19 protein-coding genes are annotated in these 21,810 nt (G+C 44.7%); 15 read left to right on the top strand and 4 right to left on the bottom strand.

The genetic code is table 11. The annotated features are described in order from the left end of the window. The first annotated feature begins 80 nt into the window (after window positions 1–80). Window positions 81–728: an SDR family oxidoreductase gene (locus SK066_RS08680; RefSeq protein ID WP_320544835.1), complete on the top strand. Its 648-nt coding sequence runs from the start codon at window positions 81–83 to the stop codon at window positions 726–728. Between the two features lie 272 nt (window positions 729–1,000). After that, complete coding sequence (locus SK066_RS08685) at window positions 1,001–3,223, top strand: septation ring formation regulator EzrA (RefSeq protein WP_320544369.1); 2,223 nt, start codon at window positions 1,001–1,003, stop codon at window positions 3,221–3,223. A 124-nt stretch (window positions 3,224–3,347) separates the two neighbouring features. Here SK066_RS08685 and SK066_RS08690 read toward each other — a convergent pair whose 3' ends face one another. Then, the gene (locus SK066_RS08690; protein ID WP_188775178.1) at window positions 3,348–3,536 is read right to left on the bottom strand and encodes a DUF2188 domain-containing protein; all 189 of its coding nucleotides are present in this window, start codon (window positions 3,534–3,536) and stop codon (window positions 3,348–3,350) included. 219 nt (window positions 3,537–3,755) lie between these two features. Then, window positions 3,756–4,715, bottom strand: a complete 960-nt coding sequence (msrA, locus tag SK066_RS08695; RefSeq protein WP_320544370.1) for a peptide-methionine (S)-S-oxide reductase MsrA — start codon at window positions 4,713–4,715, stop codon at window positions 3,756–3,758. A 559-nt stretch (window positions 4,716–5,274) separates the two neighbouring features. Between msrA and SK066_RS08700 the strand changes: the two genes are divergently transcribed. The 5 genes from SK066_RS08700 (at window position 5,275) to SK066_RS08720 (ending at window position 9,340) form a co-directional block, all read left to right on the top strand. After that, window positions 5,275–5,967 (top strand): TerC family protein, encoded by a 693-nt coding sequence (locus SK066_RS08700; protein ID WP_320544371.1) that lies wholly within the window; start codon window positions 5,275–5,277, stop codon window positions 5,965–5,967. Between the two features lie 282 nt (window positions 5,968–6,249). Further along, complete coding sequence (locus SK066_RS08705; protein ID WP_320544372.1) at window positions 6,250–7,203, top strand: Gfo/Idh/MocA family protein; 954 nt, start codon at window positions 6,250–6,252, stop codon at window positions 7,201–7,203. 36 nt (window positions 7,204–7,239) lie between these two features. Beyond that, the gene (locus SK066_RS08710) at window positions 7,240–7,605 is read left to right on the top strand and encodes a hypothetical protein (RefSeq protein ID WP_229685704.1); all 366 of its coding nucleotides are present in this window, start codon (window positions 7,240–7,242) and stop codon (window positions 7,603–7,605) included. Window positions 7,606–7,804: 199 nt separating this feature from the next. After that, window positions 7,805–8,482 (top strand): TIGR00266 family protein, encoded by a 678-nt coding sequence (locus SK066_RS08715; protein ID WP_250343506.1) that lies wholly within the window; start codon window positions 7,805–7,807, stop codon window positions 8,480–8,482. Between the two features lie 597 nt (window positions 8,483–9,079). Then, complete coding sequence (locus SK066_RS08720) at window positions 9,080–9,340, top strand: AbrB/MazE/SpoVT family DNA-binding domain-containing protein (protein ID WP_308422638.1); 261 nt, start codon at window positions 9,080–9,082, stop codon at window positions 9,338–9,340. 228 nt (window positions 9,341–9,568) lie between these two features. Here SK066_RS08720 and SK066_RS08725 read toward each other — a convergent pair whose 3' ends face one another. After that, the gene (locus tag SK066_RS08725; RefSeq protein WP_320544373.1) at window positions 9,569–10,399 is read right to left on the bottom strand and encodes an AraC family transcriptional regulator; all 831 of its coding nucleotides are present in this window, start codon (window positions 10,397–10,399) and stop codon (window positions 9,569–9,571) included. A gap of 266 nt (window positions 10,400–10,665) precedes the next feature. Between SK066_RS08725 and SK066_RS08730 the strand changes: the two genes are divergently transcribed. The 7 genes from SK066_RS08730 to SK066_RS08760 all read left to right on the top strand — a co-directional run bounded on the left by SK066_RS08730 (window position 10,666) and on the right by SK066_RS08760 (window position 17,520). Further along, window positions 10,666–11,748 carry a Gfo/Idh/MocA family protein gene (locus SK066_RS08730; RefSeq protein ID WP_188775184.1) on the top strand — a complete coding sequence of 361 codons (1,083 nt, stop codon included), beginning with the start codon at window positions 10,666–10,668 and terminating at the stop codon, window positions 11,746–11,748. A gap of 153 nt (window positions 11,749–11,901) precedes the next feature. Continuing rightward, window positions 11,902–12,669 (top strand): sugar phosphate isomerase/epimerase family protein, encoded by a 768-nt coding sequence (locus SK066_RS08735; RefSeq protein ID WP_188775185.1) that lies wholly within the window; start codon window positions 11,902–11,904, stop codon window positions 12,667–12,669. After that, window positions 12,662–13,765: a Gfo/Idh/MocA family protein gene (locus SK066_RS08740; RefSeq protein ID WP_188775186.1), complete on the top strand. Its 1,104-nt coding sequence runs from the start codon at window positions 12,662–12,664 to the stop codon at window positions 13,763–13,765. Before SK066_RS08735 ends, SK066_RS08740 begins: the two co-directional genes overlap by 8 nt. A gap of 333 nt (window positions 13,766–14,098) precedes the next feature. After that, entirely contained in the window at window positions 14,099–15,067 is a 969-nt protein-coding gene (locus tag SK066_RS08745) for a sugar phosphate isomerase/epimerase family protein (protein ID WP_320544374.1), read from the top strand. 21 nt (window positions 15,068–15,088) lie between these two features. Further along, complete coding sequence (locus tag SK066_RS08750) at window positions 15,089–15,820, top strand: ThuA domain-containing protein (protein WP_320544375.1); 732 nt, start codon at window positions 15,089–15,091, stop codon at window positions 15,818–15,820. A gap of 358 nt (window positions 15,821–16,178) precedes the next feature. Continuing rightward, window positions 16,179–16,928, top strand: coding sequence for a uracil-DNA glycosylase (locus SK066_RS08755; protein ID WP_320544376.1), 750 nt, complete (start codon window positions 16,179–16,181; stop codon window positions 16,926–16,928). 274 nt (window positions 16,929–17,202) lie between these two features. Further along, window positions 17,203–17,520 carry a winged helix-turn-helix transcriptional regulator gene (locus SK066_RS08760; protein WP_188775603.1) on the top strand — a complete coding sequence of 106 codons (318 nt, stop codon included), beginning with the start codon at window positions 17,203–17,205 and terminating at the stop codon, window positions 17,518–17,520. 141 nt (window positions 17,521–17,661) lie between these two features. Here SK066_RS08760 and SK066_RS08765 read toward each other — a convergent pair whose 3' ends face one another. Then, complete coding sequence (locus tag SK066_RS08765) at window positions 17,662–18,390, bottom strand: Crp/Fnr family transcriptional regulator (RefSeq protein ID WP_407673815.1); 729 nt, start codon at window positions 18,388–18,390, stop codon at window positions 17,662–17,664. 331 nt (window positions 18,391–18,721) lie between these two features. Between SK066_RS08765 and adhE the strand changes: the two genes are divergently transcribed. Continuing rightward, window positions 18,722–21,334: a bifunctional acetaldehyde-CoA/alcohol dehydrogenase gene (adhE, locus tag SK066_RS08770; RefSeq protein ID WP_320544377.1), complete on the top strand. Its 2,613-nt coding sequence runs from the start codon at window positions 18,722–18,724 to the stop codon at window positions 21,332–21,334. The last annotated feature ends 476 nt before the right edge of the window (window positions 21,335–21,810 follow it).

Consider the following 21,810-nt stretch of genomic DNA (forward strand, 5'->3'; position numbering starts at 1 on the left):
TAAGGGAGCCTGCAACGACAGGCCAGTACACGGTAGATGAGATACCATCTGCTTAATCGTTTGCTTAGGAGGAATGGATGATGAATATTACAGTTATTGGCGCCAATGGCCAAATTGGCAAGCTACTCACACAATATCTAGCACAGGAAACAGAGCATGAGGTAACCGCTGTGATTCGCAAGCCAGAGCAAGCAGAAGCATTGGAGCAGCTGGGTGCGAAGACAGCGCTGGCTGATCTGGAAGGTACAGTGGAAGACCTGACTAAGGTGGTGACTGGATCAGATGCTATCGTATTCGCAGCCGGTTCCGGCGGTAGTACAGGCGATGATAAAACGCTGCTCATCGATCTGGATGGCGCAGTGAAATGTATGGAGGCAGCCGAGCAGGCAGGCGTATCTCGTTTTGTACTGGTCAGTGCATTGTTCGCCTATGATCGTGCCAAATGGTCTCAGGAGATCAAGCCTTATTATGTAGCGAAGCATTATGCTGACCGTCTGCTGGAAGCCAGCTCGCTTGATTATACAATCGTTCGCCCGGGCGGATTGAAAAACGATCCAGGCACAGGCAGCATCCAAATTGCCGAAAAGCTATCCGATAGCGGAAGCATCCCACGCGCCGATGTCGCAAAAGTAATCGCCCATCTGATCGATAACAAAAACACGTACCGCAAAGGCTACGACGTGATTTCTGGCGAACAGCCGATAGAGGAAGCATTGAAGGGATTGTAAGTTCTAGAAGATCAGGGTTAATCGGATTGTACGGATATAATTATGAATATACTCATGCATCTAAAAATTTAAATGATGCATATTTGTATAAATACCTTTTTAGCGGTAAGTCATCCGTAGTTATGCAGCTGCACTGCATGGCTACGGATTTATTTGTTGGCGCTTTTTCATGATAATATACGTATGAAGGTGAGCAGGCTAGGCACAATGTGAATGCTATATAGACAATTGATAGATAACCATAGGTCTGATGATAGCTGAGGGGGAGTTGGATGAAACGATGGATATGTATATTACCCATCTTGCTAATGAGCTGCTTGTGTACAAGTTATATCAGCGAGGCTGCGCAGGAACAAATAAATCAAAAAGCTTCACTTACTTCGACTAATTCAATAATGAATATCATAAAATATCAACCGGATTCATATATACATATAACAGTGAGTGATAATAAAAATACTACTCTCGCGGAGTCATCTTATTCAGCTAAGCTAGTATATTCACATTCAATGTATAGCGCTGTACCGAAACAACCAAGCTACAACCAGTTGATCCTTGCAACAAAATTAGGCGAGGTAGTAAATAATTCAGAATCGATTTCTATAGCGGCTCAAGAGGATTGGACAGGAAAGACATTGGCATGGATTGTCTATATGATCGCATTGATCGTTTTACTTTATTTTTTGTACTGGCTCAGTAAACAGATCCATCGATTGATACAGCCGAGTTTTGTTGAGATACCAGCTATTCGTCAAAGAATAAGTAGTCTAAAGAGTAAGGCTTTACAATATCAGGAGCAAGCTTTTCCCTTTTTAAAATCAACGCAAGGTGAAAGTAATTCCATTGCTCGTCAAGCATATGATGAATTGCAACGCTTGATTCAACAAATAGACGATATCACACTATCTGTAGCTTTAACGAAATACTCTGTGTTTCAACGCGAGCAGGTGAAGCGAATAGTGAGAGAGACGACAGCCACATTAGATCAGATTGAGCAGGATATACTTTTGTATACCTCGCATATTCAAAAAATTAACGAAGCCAAGATCTACGTGTCAGATCAGCTTCACGATCTAAAGGATAGCTTGCAACGGGCTAGGCGTCGGCTACAGCAGCTACAAGCCCAAACAGGCTTTTCTCTTCAACAGGTAGATACTGCATTATTCCAAGTCCATGAACACATGGAAACGATTAAAGCCTTACAACGTTACGAGCCTTTGCAAGCAGCAGCATCTATGAAACAGGTAATGACTACTATGCAAGGATTAGCGTTGGACTTGAGCTACGTTCAGCAATATAGTGAAAAATGCAATCAATTTGCAGCTCATGCACAGCATAGCAAGCAGCTTGCAGAGAGCTTAATCGAACAACATCAGCTTCGGATATCATATAATGTCGCTGATCGGATTGCAGAAAGTACTAATCATATTCCTGAATTGCAGCAGGCAATAGAGCGTGGTGATATGATAGCAGCAAAATCGTTATACAAACAGATGGAGCAACGAATAGAGCAGATAGTTTTGCACATCCAGCAATTAATTGAGAAAAAGCAACAAATTCAATACGAGCTACCCTTACTTGACGATAAAATATCTTTTCTGGCAAAAGCGATAGATCAGCGTGAGCAACAGTGGAACGCTATAAAAGAACGTTATCCTATGGATATATGGAATGAGCAATATCAAAAGTTCATACACACCCAACAGGAGCTACAGCAAAGTACGCAACACATCAATAAAATGAAACAGCTTATTCATCCCGACCGCCAAGCGTATGAGGAAGCAGATCACCTGTTAACTACAATGAAAAGGATGATAAAGCAAGCTGAGAATGTCCTCCGTGCAAATGATGATGATTTTCATCGATGGAAGGAAGCAGAGAAACCTGTATATGAAACGTTCAATGAATGTGTATACCAGTATGAGCGTATAAACAAAATTATAAAGCAAAGCGAGATGGAATGGGGAAATCATGCTGCCTTATATCGAAAATATGAACAAATAACGAAGCAACAACAGCTATTAAAAAATACATTTCAGCAAAGCGTACTGCATATCTATCGATTGCAGGAGCAACTTGCAACGCATAAAAATTCATTGAAAGCATTCTACTCTGATATACAGCGTTTAATAGAGCAAAGAGGTCGTATGCGTGCCTATGCAGGTTCACTGGCTTCAGAGCATAAACAAGCGATGTATGCTGCCCGTACATTTATGAAAAGTAGTCAAATCAAATCGTATGAGCAAGAATATCAGCTCTATATTGAACGTTATGTAGAGCTTATGCAGAGAGGTAACTATGATATAGCAGATGAGCCACTACAAAATATCCGACAAATAAATGAGCGATTACATTCTATTGTCCAAACAGGCAAAATAGCGCAACAGCAAAGAAAGGATCACGCTCGACAGGTTCGTTTGATTGAACAGGCTCATCGCAGATCAGGTTCAACCTCGCAATCGAAAAAATCTTCTTTAATTGATGATGACGATTAATAGCAAAAAGCCCGTTTGCATCATACGACTATGCTTCCAGCATAACAGTATGTCATCCAAACGGGCTTTTCTCATTCTAAGCTCATATCTACTATCTCAATCACATATTCAACCTCAATCCAACTCAATCCTTACCTTTACCCTCTGGATGATTCTCATCCCATTCCTCTGCTTTGGAGGTGGCGATGGCAATCGCTCGACCTTCCTCATAGCCTTCATCCAGCAGGGCATTGGCAATCTCCACCGCTTTATTACGCACGCGTTCATCCAGATTTTTCATTGAATCAGGGTAATCCTTTTTAGTCCACGGCATCGCAATCGCTCCTTTGTTACAGATATCGTCTACACGAAAAATACTTTGAACTAACGACAGCTGTTGATCGAATATATTCCTTATAGGGATGTCTTACCCGATATGACAGCACCGAAACGTCTGAGCGTGTGTACCTGCTGTTATACGTTCCATAACAATAAAAGATCGCTGAACATAAAAAAGGGAACAGATCGGAATCTGTTCCCTAGCATTCAGCAATTATTGAAACAATACTTTGTACTCGCTATAGCCTTCTTCATCCAGCTGCTCCTTTGGTACAAAACGCAGGGCAGCGGAGTTGATGCAATAACGCAAGCCGTTTGGACCCGGACCATCGTCGAATACATGTCCAAGATGGGAGTCGGCTTCGCGGCTACGAACCTCGGTACGTACCATAAAGTGGCTCAAATCCATATTTTCCTTCACATGGTAGTCACGGATCGGGCGGGTAAAGCTAGGCCAGCCGCAGCCAGAATCGTATTTATCCGTAGAGCTGAATAGCGGCTCCCCCGATACGATGTCTACATAGATGCCGTCGCCATGATGATCCCAGAATTCATTGTGGAATGCAGGCTCCGTGCCATTTTGCTGGGTAACTTTGAACTGCATTTCGCTCAGACGCTGCTTGAGCTCCTGTTTGTCGACTGGCTTCGACCAGTGCTTTTCGATAAAGGCATCGCGACCAGAGCCTTTACGATAGCGTTTATAATGACCTGGATTCTTTTTATGATAATCCTGATGGTACGTTTCTGCTTCATAAAATGTTTGGGCAGGCTCAATTGTCGTTGCGATCGGTTTATCAAAGCGTCCGCTTGCTTGCAGTTCTTGCTTGGTTTGCTCAGCTAGCTCACGTTGCTGTTCGTTGTGATAGAAGATCGCTGTACGATAGGATGATCCACGGTCATAAAATTGTCCACCTGCATCGGTTGGATCAATCTGCTGCCAGAACAGCTCAAGCAGCTTACTATATGGGAAAATCGCTGGATCGTATACGATCTGTACGGCTTCTGCATGTCCGGTAGTCTCGGTACATACTTCTTCGTACGTTGGATTTTCCGTATGTCCGCCCGTATAACCGGAACGAATACTAATGATACCTGGGAGTTCCTCAAAAGGTGTTACCATACACCAGAAACATCCTCCGGCAAACGTTGCTTTTTCATAATGAGCTTCAGTCATGTATAAGTCACTCCATTTCATCAGAGTCGTTAAATTTGAAATGCTGGATAAGCCAGTCATCTTAATATACCCGTAGCTGTGCTTCTATATTCAGTCCAGCCTTGCAGCATTTATCATAACATAATGAACAACCTAGAGCACCCATGTATCTATATATGCAAGATACTGGAACACTATTATATTACATACAATGTAAAAAAGATAGGGTTTTTGGAAATGATTTGAAAATATAATCGCTTGTATTCACTATCAATATAGATATTGATATAGATATTATGGAAAAAATAGTGTATAATTGTGTTATTGCTTAAATATAGCTTCCAAAGGGGAGTAGCTTCTACAGTAAAGTCGTCATTACGGGATGTCATCCCCGGCTTTATTGGCAACGCATGTTGACTACGTTGTTAGCGAGACCTTTGCCTGATTTGTGAATTGGGTGAGGTCTCTTTTATTTTTAAAGATCACCATTATCCGATTCCGGTTAATGGTGATTTTTTTATGTCTGGAAGCTATAGCGTTACATTTCTGGCTGAAGCCAAACAAGTAAAGGAGTCGTCGAATGGAATTATTTACAGTAGAGTTTTGGTTGGCACTTGCTTCAATTATTATGATTGACCTGGTGCTGGCAGGGGATAATGCGATTGTCATTGGTATGGCAGCGCGTAACATTCCCAAAGAGAATCAGAAGAAGGTTATTATCTGGGGTACGGTTGGTGCAGTAATTATTCGTGCTATTGCTACATTGCTCGTTGTCTACCTATTGATGCTGCCAGGTCTACATTTGATCGGTGGACTTGCACTCGTGTATATCGCTTACAAGCTGCTGATTGAGGAACAGGAAGATAATGAAGTATCCTCCAGCACCCGAATCTGGGCAGCGATTCGCACGATTATTATCGCCGATGCGATGATGGGACTGGATAATGTACTGGCTGTTGCTGGTGCGGCTCATGGTGATACACTGCTCGTTATTGTCGGTCTGGCGATTTCGATCCCGGTCATGGTATGGTGTAGTACACTAATCATGAAGCTGATGGAACGTTTCCCGTGGATCGTAGCACTGGGTTCTGCTATTCTGGCATGGACAGCAGCTCGTATGATTATGGAAGAAAGCTTCCTGTCCGGTTACTTCGTTAACTGGGCAATCAAATACGGCTTCGAATTGCTCGTAGTTATTGCTGTTGTACTGATTGGTCTGCGTCAAAAGAAAAAGAAAGCACAGGCACGTACAGCAGAAGAGCCTGCAATGTAAGAATGGTAAGACCTGAATGAAGGTAGCTTTAAAGCTATATTCAAGCAACTATCGTAAAAGAAGCTGGATTGTTAATCGTGTTTATCCACAACGGCACTTGCCTTATTATAGGCAGTGCCGTTGTTTAGTTATGGGCGATATGGCTTGCATCATGCTATAATGCAGGCTAACTATGTAGTGAAGTATGCTTCTACTGTTAATGACTACTGCTATGAATGACTACGCTAATACCCGTATACAATATTATAAAAAAGATAAATGATAGAAGAGGAGACCATAACAATGAGCGATTCAGAACGATCGTTGAAACGTAAACGTATAGCTATAGTCGGTCTTGGAGGTATCGCGCAAAAAGTATACATACCGCTGCTCTCAGGTCGTTCGGATGTAGAGCTGATAGGTGTGGTCAGCCGCACCGAAGCGACAGTACAGCAAATGATGCAGAGTTATCGTGTACCAAATGGCAGTACAACGCTTGCTGATCTGGCGAAGTGGGATGTGGATGCTGTTTTTGTACATAGCCCGACATCGACTCATTTTGACATAGTCAGCGCTTGTCTGGAGCTTGACTTGCCTGTATATGTAGATAAGCCGCTTTCTTATGATCTAGAAGAAGCGAAGCGTATGGCAGCGCTGGCGGAGGAAAAGGGACTGCTGCTCGCAGTTGGCTTTAATCGCCGTTTTGCTCCTTTATATATGAATGCCTATGCGTGGCTAGCAGAAGCAGGAGGCTTTGAGCTGTGTGAGGTGAGCAAGCATCGGACACGAATGCAAAGCTTGCCAGCGCGCGAAACGGTATATGATGATCTGATCCATATGCTCGATCTGCTATTGTGGTTGGGTAATGAAGGATATGACGTACTGGCACGCCAGCTGCAAAAGCAAGGCAATGGCCCTATGCTGCATGCGTCTGGCATGCTGTCGCTGGGTAGAGGGCGGTATGGCCAATATAGCATGGCACGTAGTGCTGGTGCGGATATAGAAAAGCTAGTTCTGCATGGTGGCGGACGATCCGCTGAGGTCGTGAACATGGAGCAGCTATATCTTTATGAAAAGGATGATCTTCCGCAGCTGCAAAGTCCGGGTAGCTGGGAAGGAATTTTACAGCGTCGCGGATTCACAGGGGTAGTTGAGCATTTTCTGGATCGTTTGGATGCACCGGAGCAATGCAGTATTCGTGCCGATCTGGTGCTGGATACGCATCGGCTGGTTGAACAGTTGATTGTGGATGTATAATGAGGAGCAGACAACCCGTATGAAGGAGAGAGCATAATGAGTGATTTTGATGATATGGAGATGACACGCGCCGAGATGATCAAGAAGCGCGAGGAACAGATTGTAGAGAGCTACCGTCAGGACGAGGATATGATGATTTTAGTTTTCACGCAGTGGTGTGTGAATCGTGGTCTGGATGCACGGGAGCTATATTATAGCGCGTATCCTGACCAACTCGACAATCCACGTCTGGAGCAGGGCATTCGTTTAACGGTGCCGAAGGAGGAGGCTGGCGAGATTCCAGATGATACACTCTTTGGCGTATTGTCGATGTATGGGAATGACGATCTGGCTTTTGCTGTAAGTGAAGCGCTGGATGCACGTCAGAAGCTGCAACAGCGTCAGCAGATGGATGAGGAATAAGCTGGAATAAGCATGAAACGACACGAAGCCGTATCCTTTTAATCGATGATGATAAGGATGCGGCTTGTTCATTTGGTATAGAGAGTGAGACGCTTGGAAAATGATCAGAAGCTTTACATAAAGCAAATGTATACAACGGTAAAAGTGAAATGTCATAATAGCAATAAGCTTCATATGCTGAAAGGATAGGTGAATACGGATGAAATATGATATTTTGTATGAAGGCGCGTTTGCGATGTTGAAGGTACATATAGAACAAGGGGAAACGATCAAGGCAGAATCGGGCGCCATGGTGTCGATGTCTCCCAATGTCGAGATTAAAGGCACACTCGACGGTGGAATAATGGGCGGTCTTGGACGGATGCTGACGGGCGAGAAGTTCTTTTTCCAGGAATTGCGCTCGACGCATGGCTCGGCTGAAATCTTACTATCCCCATCCAGTATTGGTGATGTGACGGCAGTAGAGTTAGATGGGTCGTATAGCTTGTATGTTCAAAAGGATGGTTTTCTAGCAGGTACAGATGGGATTAAGGTCGGCACACAGATGCAAAATCTGAAAAAAGGTCTATTTTCAGGAGAAGGCTTCTTTATTATTGAAATTAGCGGTAGAGGTACCGTATTCCTGTCTTCTTATGGTTCGATTCATGCGATTAATCTGGCACAGGGTGAAGAGGTCATTGTCGATAATGCTCACCTTGTCGCATGGCCGGGTTATATGAATTATCAGATTGAAAAAGCATCGAAGGGCTGGTTGTCCACAGTGACGAGTGGAGAGGGCATTGTCTGTCGTTTCCGTGGAGAAGGTGTGATTTTGATCCAGACGCGTAATCCAGCAGGCTTTGGGAACTGGATTCGGCAGTTTGTTCCGAGCAAGTAGGGGATAAGAAGCCGTACGAGATCATATTTTAACAGTAGAGCTATTTTCGTAATGTGGTTCGTATTGAAAATTTTCTGTAATGTACAGATGATCTCAAGTGTACCAATAATCTCAGCATGAATCACTTCACAGTACGCTGATTTGGTAAATGTATTCATAGACGCAGGCATGGATTCAACAAGAAGTTTTCATATAAGTATAAACAATATGAGGCTTGAGCTACGATAGATGGATAAAAGGCAGTGGGGCTATTCTTTGGAGGTAGCTACGCTGCCTTTTTATATTTTGACGAAAAATGTAGATAAAATAATAAATCGACATCCAAACAAAGGATATACAGAGAAAAATGACGAATAATGTTTGAATATTAAGTAATAGGGTTAAAAGTACATATTACTCTTGATTCACCTAAAAAATAAACAATTTCGATTCTAAGCTTCTCGTAAAGCGGATTTGTTCCTAAAATAATAGTTAAAATTTTTAATATTTCTCTAAATATTAACTTGGCATTCGCCTATTGATATGGTTTAATAATAACAATTACGATTAAAAATTTTGTAGATAAATGTAGAATTATGATATTGGAGGAGAACCAGAATGATGAAAGCAACTGGTATTGTGAGAAAAGTGGATGAGCTTGGACGTGTCGTCATTCCAATTGAGCTTCGTCGTATTATGAATATTGATGTTAAAGATGGTCTGGAGATTTTCGTAGATAGCGATCGTATCATTCTGAAAAAATACGAGCCTTCTTGCATTTTTACTGGTGACACTGAAGATTTAGTATATTTCAAAGGCAAGCTGATCAGCCGCAGTGTAATTGAAGAGCTGAATCGTCTGCATAGCGCACAGAAGTAATCATTTTATTGTTACTACACTGTATTGTCTTATTATACACATCTATTTTATGGATACACATTATGCATATAAGCAAACAGGCATATTGGTACAGCATCTGCTGCCAATATGCCTTTTCTGATTGTAGAGTGAAACATGATGTGATCTGATTGCGTGTGAGAGTGTATCGTAAAAGTATGTTGTAATAACAGAAATGTATTTTTCACACCTTCACCAGCATTCACCATATTACGTAATATGCTGCTGCTCTCGTTTCGTTAAACGGAATTCCTTTGGCGACATGCCGAAGCGCGAGCGGAACACACGGTGAAAATAAGTATAATTAGCAAATCCCGATGATTCCGCAACCTCCTCCAGGGGCATTGGACTGAACATAATTCGCTCCTGCGCCATATTCAAACGCACATCCAGCGCATATTGCATAATCGTCGTGTCGAATGCTTCTTTGAATAGATGCACGGCTCTGGAAATACTGATGCCGGTATGTAGCGCAACATCCTCTAATTTAAAGGCAGAAGAAGCATTTTCCTCGATGTAGCTTTTAATTTGATAAGCCAGATAAGTGCGAGGGCCACCAATCGGCTGCTCGGACAAATAGCGATCCACAGACAGGCATAGTATCTTCATATAATGACTGCAAATTTCTGGATACGGATTATCAATACGCCGTTTTTCCATCGCAATCTGACGCATCAGATCGGTAATATTGTCAGTCAGCGGAATTTTGATCTTAGCTGGACGCTCCTGCTCATGCCACCAGCGATCTGCCCACTCGCCACCGAAAAAGATATGATAATCGCCACTTTCTACAACCTGCTTGCCCGTAGCGCCCTGCGTATAATCGATTCGTAGCTCATAGGGCTCGTCTGGCCCGTACATATGCAGATCGCCTACTTCCACATCGACGAACTTCCCGTCAGATCGTAGCTGACAATTTCCTTCCGTTTGTAGACGAAATAAGTAGTTTTGAATTCCATCTGGCTCATGCATATAAAAAGGTTTCCTGTGAAAGGAGTAACCTGCTGTAAATACTTTACAATCTTCTCCGTGTCCTTCCATTAAACGTTCCTCATTTCAGCAACAAATTTAAATTTTGACCAAATTGTTCATGTTTTAATCATATTATTCATTTTAATTGAAACGATTTTGTAATACTATGGTTACGAGCCAAAAATAACATAAAAGGACAGCTTCTGGTTTGCATTTTAGATGCAAATGGAACTAGAACAGCAGGCTGGACCTGAAACTCGCGGACAATCGTATCGATAAGTCCATTGTACATAGGGGTTATCATGCGTTTGGTAAGCACCAAAGGAGGACTACCCGTGCAGCGAATGAAAGCCGGATTAATCGGATGTGGCAATATCAGCTCTATTTATTTTACTAATCTGAAATCAAGTCCGGTGATCGAAATTGTAGCCTGTGCCGACATGGTCAAAGAACGTGCAGAGGAACGGGCAAAAGAATTTGGTATTGAAAACGTCTTCACACCGGAAGAAATGATGAAGCAGGACGATATCGAGCTGATTATCAATCTAACGATTCCTGCCGCTCATGCTGGCATCGATCTGGCAGCTTTAGCAGCAGGTAAGCATGTATACGCTGAGAAGCCGCTAGCGGTATCGCTAGATGATGGTCGTCGTACACTGGAAAAGGCAAAAGAAACAGGTAAGCGCGTAGGTAGTGCACCGGATACATTCCTTGGTGCAGGTCTTGAAACAGCGCGTAAAGCGATCGATGATGGTCTGATTGGTCGCCCGATTGCAGCATCTGCATTTATGATGGGGGCAGGACCGGAGGGCTGGCATCCAGACCCTGAATTTTTCTACGCACCGGGTGGTGGCCCGATGTTCGATATGGGACCGTATTATTTGACTGCGCTTACAAGCTTGCTTGGCTCGATGACCCGTGTTAGCTCGTCAGCAGGCATTCAGATGCCAGATCGTAAAGTTCATAGCGGCCCTAAAGCAGGCACACCGATTCGTGTACAAACGCCGACTCATCTTGCCGGTACGATTGACTTTGAAAATGGTGTTATCGCGACAATGGTAACTAGCTTCGATATTCCAGGTGGTTCTCAGTTGCCACGTATCGAAATCTATGGTACGGAAGGTACGCTGGATTTGCCAGATCCGAACTTTTTCGATGGTACAGTACGCTTAAAACGTGCAGGCTCGGATACATTTGAAGAGCTTCCGCCCGTATTTGAACCGATTAGCAATGATCGTGGTAAAGGCGTTAGCGAAATGGTACAGGCAATTCGTGAAAATCGTCCGCATCGTGCAAGTGGCGAGCTGGCGTATCATGTGCTTGAAGTGATGCACGCATTCCAGCGTTCTTCCCTTGAAGGCAAGCATGTGATTATCGAGAGTCGTGCAGGTTATCGTCAGGGCAATGTGTATCAATAACTCTCTATCGATAGCTTACAATAAAACTTCCTTGTACAGCCAGCATGAAGACTGCACGCAGGAATCTATTTAACGATGTGTTCAAACGTATGCACCAGGTACAGGCATCATCATATCGATCCACCAATATATCATACAGGAGTGAACAAAACGATGTTAAAAGTGGGATTGCAACTGTTTACTGTTCGTGAGGATCTGGAACGTGATTTTGAAGGTACAATCGCTAAAATTGCTGAGCTTGGATATCAAGGTGTAGAGTTTGCAGGCTTTTATGGTCGCAGCGCAGAGCAGATTAATGAGCTGTTGAAAAAGCACAATCTTGAAGTAGTAGGTTCACATACGCAATACGCTGATCTTGTCAATGATGCGCAATCGCTGATCGATTACAACAAAGCGATTGGCAATAAATATATTATCGTTCCTTATCTGTCAGAGGAGCAACGCGGCAACTGGCCAGAAATCTTCGCTAATCTGCGTAAAATTGCAGAAGTATGTAATCAAAACGGCGTCACACTGCTGTATCACAACCATGACTTTGAGCTGACTGAGAAAATTGGCGAGCATACGGTACTGGATGCGCTCTATTCCGAATTGCCTGCTGACCTGATTCAGGTAGAGCTTGATACGGCATGGGTACAATACAGCGGCTATGATGCAGTGGAATATATCGAAAAATACGCAGGGCGTTTGCCGCTCGTACACTGGAAAGACTTCAAGCGTACAGATGAAGGCATCCAAATGATGGAGCTGAACGAAGGCGAAGTTGATGTTGCACGTATCGGAGATGCTGCTGCTAAAGCTGGTGTTGAATGGATCGTGGTTGAGCAAGATAACAGCCTGCAAGCACCAATGCAAAGTATCGAGCAAAGCATAAACTGGGTAAAAAGCTACGGCGCTAAGGGAGGACTTGTGAATGTCTGAGCAGGTTCTTAATATCGGCATCATCGGCTGTGGCGGCATTGCACAGGGTAAGCATTTGCCGAGTCTTGCCAAACAGCCACTCGCACGTATCGTTGCCTTTTGCGATATCGTGGAAGAACGTGCTACTGAGGCAGCCGAGCAATACGGCGCTGAAGGAGCAAAAGTATACACCGATTACAAGCAACTGCTACAAGATAGCAGTATTGATGTCATTCATGTATGCACACCGAATGATTCCCATGCGGTGATCAGCATCGATGCGCTGGAAGCGGGCAAGCATGTACTATGTGAAAAGCCAATGGCGAAGACGACAGAAGAAGCGCGTGCGATGGTTGAAGCTGCCAAGCGCACAGGCAAAAAGCTGTCGATTGCTTACCAGAATCGTTTCCGTGATGACAGTCTGTATTTGAAGCAAATGGTCGAAGAAGGCGATCTGGGTGATGTGTATTACGGCAAAGCGATTGCACTGCGTCGCCGCGCTGTACCGACATGGGGCGTATTTCTGGATGAAGAGAAGCAAGGTGGAGGCCCATTGATCGATATTGGGACTCATGCACTGGATCTGACGCTATGGCTGATGGATAACTATAAGCCAAAAACAGTACTGGGCTCTACATTCCACAAGCTCGGTCCACGTCCAAATTCCGCGAATGCCTTTGGCCCGTGGGACCCGGAGAAGTTCAAGGTAGAGGATTCTGCCTTCGGATTCATCACGATGGAAAATGGTGCGGTCATTGCGCTTGAGTCCAGCTGGGCACTGAATGTGCGTAAGTTTGGCGAAGCACAGGCACTGCTCTGTGGTACTGAAGGCGGTGCAGATATGAGCGATGGTCTGCATATCAACGGTGAGAAAAATGGCCGCCTGATCGACAGTCAGGTTGATCTAGGCTCCGGTGGAGTTGCATTCTATTCCGGCGAGGCAGAGGATGCTGGTGCTCGTGAAGCGAGAATGTGGCTGGAAGCGATCGTGAATGATACGGAGCCACTCGTGAAGCCAGAGCAGGCACTGGTCGTGACGCAGATTCTGGAAGCGATCTATGAATCCGCACGTACAGGCAAAGCGATTGAGCTGCAACCTGAAGCGATCACGGTTTAACTAGATTACGTAACGGTACGGACTTGCTTTATAGAGCTTCCGTCCATTTTACAGCAACACATGCATGTGATAACGGATAGTGTGCTCCTTATGGGTGATATCATGCAGATAGAAATAAGATGATGAATGAGCCAATTCTCGGCAACATCTTTTCCGCGCTATAGAAGCTATTGATATCAGATATAAATAAAATTTTATTCATAAATTACTGGAAATTTCAAACTTTATTGGCGCTCGGTTCGTAGTAATAAGTAGAAGACTATTCGACACAATCGGACACGACAGCGACCATTCCTTTACCTAAAAAAACGGATGAACCAGGAGGAAAAACGAATGAAATTGGGCGTATTTATGGTATTGCTGAACAACAAGAGCTTCGAGGAGGCGCTTGACTATGTAGCTGAAAAGGGAGTCAAGGCAGTAGAGATCGGCTCGGGTGGTAATCCCGGTGCTGTACACTGTAAGCCAGATGAGCTGCTAGCTGATGCAGGCAAGCTGCGTGAGTTCAAAAAAGCAGTAGAATCGCGTGGTCTGACGATCAGCGCACTGAGCTGTCACGGTAACCCGCTGCACCCGCAAAAAGCGATCGCACAGGAATCCCACGATGATTTTGTAAAATCAGTTCAATTGGCGCAAAAGCTGGATGTGCCAGTAGTCAATACATTCTCCGGTTGTCCAGGTGACAGTGATAATGCAAAATATCCAAACTGGCCTGTAGCACCGTGGCCAAACGATTACAGCGAGCTGCTCGACTGGCAATGGAATCAGAAAATTATTCCTTACTGGACAGAGAACGGAAAATTCGCTGCGGATCATAATGTGAAGGTAGGTATTGAGCTGCACGGTGGCTTCTCCGTTCATACACCAGGTACGATGCTGCGTCTGCGTGAAGCGGCTGGTGAGGCGATTGGGGCGAACCTTGACCCGAGTCATATGTGGTGGCAAGGCATCGATCCTGTCGCTGCGATAAAAATTTTGGGGAAAAATGGCGCAATTCATCATTTTCATGCTAAAGATACGCTTACAGACACCGATAATATGAATATGAACGGCGTCACGGACATGCACTCCTACGCGGAGATGCAAGACCGCGCATGGCAGTTCCGAACTGTAGGCTATGGTCATGATCTGAAAACTTGGGCTGATATCATTAGTGCCCTTCGTCTAGTAGGTTACGATTATGTTGTCAGCATTGAACACGAAGACGGATTGATGTCCGTTAATGAAGGTTTTACTAAAGCCGTCCACAACTTACAGCAGGTAATGATCGAGGAAGAACTCGGCGAGATGTGGTGGGTTTAATAACAGGGAGGCAGTAACAGTATGATTAACGTAACAGTCTGGAATGAATTTGTACATGAGCAAATCCGTGACGACGTGAAGGCTATCTATCCAGAGGGAATCCACAAAGTGCTGGCAGATGGGCTGTCCAAGGAAGGCTTTGCCTGCCGTACAGCAACACTTGACCAGGAAGAGCACGGTCTTACCGAATCTGTTCTGAACTCGACCGATGTAATGTTGTGGTGGGGCCACACTGCCCACGATCTGGTTGATGATGACATTGCGGAAGCAGTGGTACGTCGTGTTCAGGAAGGAATGGGACTCATCGTTCTTCACTCCGGACATTTCTCGAAACCATTCAAGCAACTGATGGGCACTAGCTGCGATCTGAAATGGCGTGTAGCGGATGAGCAGGAGATTCTGTGGTGTGTGAATCCAACGCACCCAATCGCTCAAGGCGTTAACCCTTCCATCACGCTCGATAAGGAAGAAATGTACGGTGAATTCTTCGATGTTCCTGCTCCAGATGAGCTGGTATACCTGAGCAACTTTGAAGGTGGAGAAGTATTCCGCAGTGGCTGCACGTACCGTCGCGGTCATGGCAAAATCTTCTACTTCCGTCCGGGACATGAAACGTATCCAACGTATCATAACGAAGATATTATGCATATCATCGCTAACGCAGTACGCTGGGCATATCCAGCTACCAATGCGCGTCCACAATTTGGCCGCACAGAGCCGCAACGTACGCTTGCAGGTCATCTGACCATCTAATCGGTATCCGAACAAAGCCGATAGCTGATTGATGTTCCTATTTGCATCGTATGATGAAGCTTCTAATGCAAGGTGCAAGGATCGTTCAAAGTACGGCGGATTTATATCTGCATAAGAGAAGGGCTGTTACCTTGCTGCTGAACCCTATAGGAACGCAGCAAGCCCCTGTTAATCATACTGAAAGCAACCGTTGGTATTGTATCGATTGCCGGTAAGCCTGACTTTTATGTGATAGCACTAAGCTGCATAATAATTGTATGGCGTGTTCCAAATGCGTCTGCCGGGTAATATAACGGCAGGCGTATTTTTGTATGCAAAATAAATCAGTACACATCATGAAGGCAAGGGAGCGATACAGATGGCTCAACAGAATAGTTCCCCTTTTGAACACAATACACAGCAAAAAGCTACACAGTTGGATCATTCCAGTCAGCAAGCTGTTCATATCGGTCATGTGCCGCTACCACCGGAGCTGGTGGAGGCTTGTATGCGGCGTGTAGAAGGGAAGCAGCTGGAAGGCTTTTTAGCCGGATTTGGTAAATGGCCCGGCGATATTATGCTTGTGGGCGAAGCGCCTGGTGGCAATGAGATTGTACAGGGACGCCCTTTTTGTGGACAGGCAGGGAAGGTACTGGACGAATATTTACAGATTGCTGGAATTACGCGTGACGATCTGTATATGACCAGTGCTGTTCGCAGTCGTCCTTATCGAGATCGTCCGGTTAAGGGAAATCCAGAGCGTATAAGTCGCTCGAATCGTACACCGACTGCCAGTGAGATTCTTGCCCATGCGCCCATTCTCGATTATGAGCTATCCGTCGTGAAGCCGCGCCTATTGCTAACAGTTGGTAATATCGGGCTACAGCGTCTGCTCGGTGGTGGAGTACGCGTATCCGATATTCATGGTCAACCAAGGCAGAGTACGATTCGGCATGTAGATCGTGATCATCCCGAGCGTGGTTATACGGAGGGAACGGAGCAGTATTGGATTTTTCCGTTGTATCATCCAGCCGCTATCCTTTACAATCGTTCACTCGAATCCGTTATTGAGCAGGATTTGCATCGCTTACGCGATTTCTTGCAGGAGGAAGAATGGATATCTGGTTAGCGGGCTAGAAGCAGGACTTTTAAAATAGAATGGCAACAACAATAACACGTTAAAATATAAGCAAGAGCAAATAATTATTATAGTGGATGATGTTTTGTGATAAATCTTACAAAACCGCATAACAAAGCGTACAAATCGGGATGTTTTCGTTTTCTTATGTTAGGAAATATGGTAAGATATTTGTGCTAACTTATTGTAAGCTCGAGTCTGTGAGCAGTAAGCCTAATTTGTATCCATATGTGATTTGGCAATGGACCAGTAAAGAGGTGAAATGATGGAACAGCATCAATTGGGATTGTGTCCGCGCTTTGAGACAGCCTTTTCGTTCCTGGGTAAACGCTGGAACGGCCTCATCATTCAATCCTTGATGAGCGGACCGAAACGGTTCAAAGACATATCGAACCTCATTCCGATGATGAGCGATAAAATGCTCTCGGAGCGTATGAAAGATCTGGAGGCAAGTGGCATACTGGTACGACAGGTATACCCGGAGACTCCGGTACGAATTGAGTATGAATTAACAGAGAAAGGTCGCGCCCTCAAGCCAGTAATGGAACAAATTCAAAACTGGGCAGAGCACTGGGTAGACTAATGTATACAGGCTGTCTGCAAGACGGCGGTATCCGAACATAAAAAAGCTTTCCCCGGTATCGTTCCGGTGGAAAGCTTTTTTCGCATATACATTAGCAATGGGTTCACGTACATCCGGTGCAATGGGGAGGAGAGTGGTCGATCAGATCCGACAGATTTCTTTTGGACACAGCTCGCAGTGACAAACCTCCTGTAGCGCCTCCAGGTCATGAATGATAATCATACCGTGCTCGTACTCAATCGTGTCTTTTTTACGCAGATCGCTTAGCATACGGTTTACGCTCTCACGAGTAGCGCCGATCATATTCGATAGATCGGTATGCGTAATTTTTTTATTAATCAGAATCGAGCCATCTTCATTGTGTGGCTCGCCGTAAGTATTGCTCAGACGAATCAGCGTGGAGCAGAGCGCTCCCGGTTTACCGTACAGCATCAGGTCGCGTACCTTTGTTTGAGTTAGACGATGGTGTGTACCCATCCATTTCATAAAATCAATAGCAAAGTCGCAATGTTGGCAAATGATCAGTTCCAGGTCCTTATGATCGATAACAGCAACCTCAGTATCTTCTAATGCTTCTGCTGTGAAGCCGAGGCGTGTACCGGAGAACAGATCAGCCTGACCGATGATATCACCAGCCTGATACATGTACAGGATGAGCTCTTTACCTTCATCGGTCGATTTGGTTAGTTTTACGCGTCCGTTTTTAATGTAAAACAGCTTGTCCGACACATCGCCTTCCCAGAATAGATGCGATCCAGCTGCTACACTGCGATCTGTCGCATAAGCAAGCATGCGCTCCAGATTAGCAGGCGAGAAGCTGCTAGTGTTACTATTTTCAAGCTGCTTCGTCAATTCCATTGGTTTGTTCATCATTGTTCCTCTCCTTTATGTCCCCATTATACGTGAAAATAACCAAATTGCATTAAATTAAAGGAAAAATTAGTAAAATTAATTGATATATGTCACTTTACCTCTATATGTTATCGGTAAGAGGAAAAGAAACTTTAAATTTTAAAAGTTTGTGATTATTTTCACTTATAGTATAACGCGATATCATTCAAAATGCAAAAGCAAAAAACAAGAAAAGAAAATTTTTAAAAATCAAAATTGATTGTGAAAAATATCACATTATGATTTATGTCTCTATGCTATGATCAGTGCGTAGACAAGAGCAACACACATTCTGAGGAGGATGAGAGAAATGGCTGTTAAAAATGATGCCGCCCGCACCGCAGAGTTGACCGCACAGGAAGAGATTCAAAAGCAGATCGATAAGGCGAACAAAGCCTACGCTGCATTTATGAAAATGGATCAGGAGCAGATCGATCGCATCGTACAGGCGATGGCGCTTGCCGGACTCGACAAGCATATGCACCTTGCTAAAATGGCTGTCGAAGAAACAGGTCGTGGGGTGTATGAGGATAAGATTACAAAAAACATCTTTGCGACAGAATACATCTACCATAGCATTAAAAATGAAAAAACGGTTGGTGTGATTGAAGATAACGCGTATGACAGCTTCCAAAAAATCGCTGAGCCGGTCGGCATCATTATGGGGATTACACCAGTAACGAATCCGACCTCCACAACGATGTTCAAAGCACTGATCGCGATCAAAACACGCAATCCGATCATCTTCGGCTTCCACCCATCTGCACAACAATGTAGCTGCGAGGCCGCAAAAACATTGCTGGAAGCAGCGGTGAAGCACGGTGCACCAGCCGACTGTATTCAATGGATTGAGAACCCATCGATGGATAAAACGAATGCATTGATGAATCACCCGGATGTAGCACTTATTCTGGCTACTGGTGGCGGTGCGATGGTTAAAGCAGCGTATAGCTGTGGTAAACCAGCACTCGGTGTAGGCCCTGGTAACGTACCTGCCTTTATCGAGAAGAGTGCCGATCTGAAACAAGCGGTAACTGACCTGATTCTATCCAAATCTTTTGATAATGGTATGATCTGTGCGTCTGAGCAGGCGGTTATCATTGAAGAGCCTGTATTCGATCAAGTGAAAAAGCTGATGATCGACAACGGCTGCTATTTCCTCAATAAAGAAGAAGTTGCCAAGCTGACCGCTGGCGCTATGAATGTGGAAAAATGTGCAGTAAATCCAGCAATCGTTGGACAGCCTGCAACTAAAATTGCTGAAATGAGCGGAATTACCGTACCTGCGAATACGAAGATTCTTGTTGCTGAGCTGGAAGGCGTAGGCACCAAATATCCATTATCTGCTGAAAAGCTGAGCCCGGTACTCGCTTGCTATAAAGTAAAAAATGCCGATCAAGGGATCGAGCGTGCTGCCCAGATCGTTGAATTTGGCGGTATGGGTCACTCCTCGGCGATTCACTCGAACAATGAAGAAGTAATTCAAAAATTTGCAGATCGTCTGCAAACTGGACGGATTATTGTGAATTCGCCTTCGACACATGGCGCCATTGGTGACATTTACAATACGAACTTGCCATCGCTCACACTGGGCTGCGGATCGTATGGACGCAACTCGACTTCTTCGAACGTCACTGCTGTCAATCTGATTAATATTAAAAGGGTGGCTCGTCGTACCGTGAATATGCAATGGTTCAAAATCCCATCGAAAGTATACTTTGAAAAAGGCTCGACTCAATACCTTGCGAAAATGCCAAACATCAGCCGTGTCGCAATCGTCACTGACCCAATGATGGTACAACTGGGTTATGTCGAAAAGGTCGAACACTATCTGCGTCAGCGTCAAACACCAGTAGCTATCGAAGTATTCTCGGAAGTCGAGCCAGACCCATCGACTGCAACGGTTGAACGCGGTCGTCAAATGATGGAACGCTTCCAGCCAGACTGTATTATCGCACTCGGCGGCGGTTCGCCAATGGATGCTGCCAAAGGCATGTGGCTGTTCTATGAATACCCAGATGTAAGCTTTGACAACCTGAAGCAAAAATTCATGGATATTCGCAAACGGATCTACAAATACCCGCATCTTGGTCAAAAAGCACAATTCGTAGCGATCCCAACCACATCGGGTACAGGTTCGGAAGTGACATCGTTCGCAGTTATTACCGATAAAGAAAAAGGCAACACCAAATATCCACTGGCTGACTATGAGCTGACTCCAGACGTAGCGATTGTCGATCCTGAGTTTGTATATAGCCTGCCACGCGTAGCTGTAGCAGATACTGGTATGGACGTACTGACTCACGCGATTGAAGCCTATGTATCGAATATGGCGAATGACTACACCGATGGTCTGGCGATCAAAGCGATCCAACTTGTATTCCAATACCTGGAGCAATCGGCACTGACTGGCGACAAGCTAGCACGTGAAAAAATGCATAATGCTTCGACCATTGCTGGTATGGCATTTGCTAATGCTTTCCTGGGTATTAACCACAGTCTGGCGCACAAATGGGGCGGTCAATACCACACTGCACACGGTCGTACCAATGCGATCCTGATGCCACACGTAATCCGCTACAATGCGAAAAAACCAACCAAGTTCTCGTCGTTCCCTAAATACTCGCACTTTATCGCTGACGAGCGCTACGCTGAAATCGCCCGCATTCTGGGACTACCAGCTCGTACAACAGAAGAAGGCGTAAACAGTCTGGTCAACGCCATCCGCGATCTGAACCGCAAACTGGGTATCCCAGAGACATTCCAGGAGCTGGGCTTCGATGCCAAAGACTTCGAATCGCGTGTCGATTATCTGGCAGACCGTGCATTTGAAGATCAATGTACAACAGCGAATCCTAAAATGCCGCTGGTAACCGAGCTGGCGGATGTTTACCGCAACGCGTTCTATGGTCGGTTTGAGTAATCTAGAATCTAGCTTGCAGTGAAACGAGCATGGATGAAAAAATGTAATGATTATTTTGAAGATCATCGCTCGCTTTAACTGGCTATCGTTTGACTGAGTATATAGCCTATGTTGCTTATGAAATCTGTTTCTCCTCCCATTATTATATAGATTGCTTACTCCTGCTTGTCCCATTGGGATGGGCAGGAGTCTTTTTTGTACTGGAGAGTAGGGTGGAGCTGCGTGGATTATTCGTGGACCATGTAGTGGTATAGCTCTTTGATAGGATATATAGGATTGATTGGTGCTGATATTAACTTTATGGAAGTCTGTATCTACACCACTTCGGCAAGGAATAAGGGAACGGACTCCGGTGGAGCCGCGGGAATCTACTGGATTAGGAGTAAAGGTAGATTCCCGCCCCTCCAAAGTCGTCCTTTTCCCTTATTTCCTTGCCTCCGTTCTGTAGCGTGCGCATACGTATGAGTTCACTAAGA

The sequence above is a fragment of the Paenibacillus hunanensis genome (genome assembly GCF_034055775.1).
In the GTDB taxonomy this organism is placed as follows: Bacteria; Bacillota; Bacilli; order Paenibacillales; family Paenibacillaceae; genus Saccharibacillus; species Saccharibacillus hunanensis.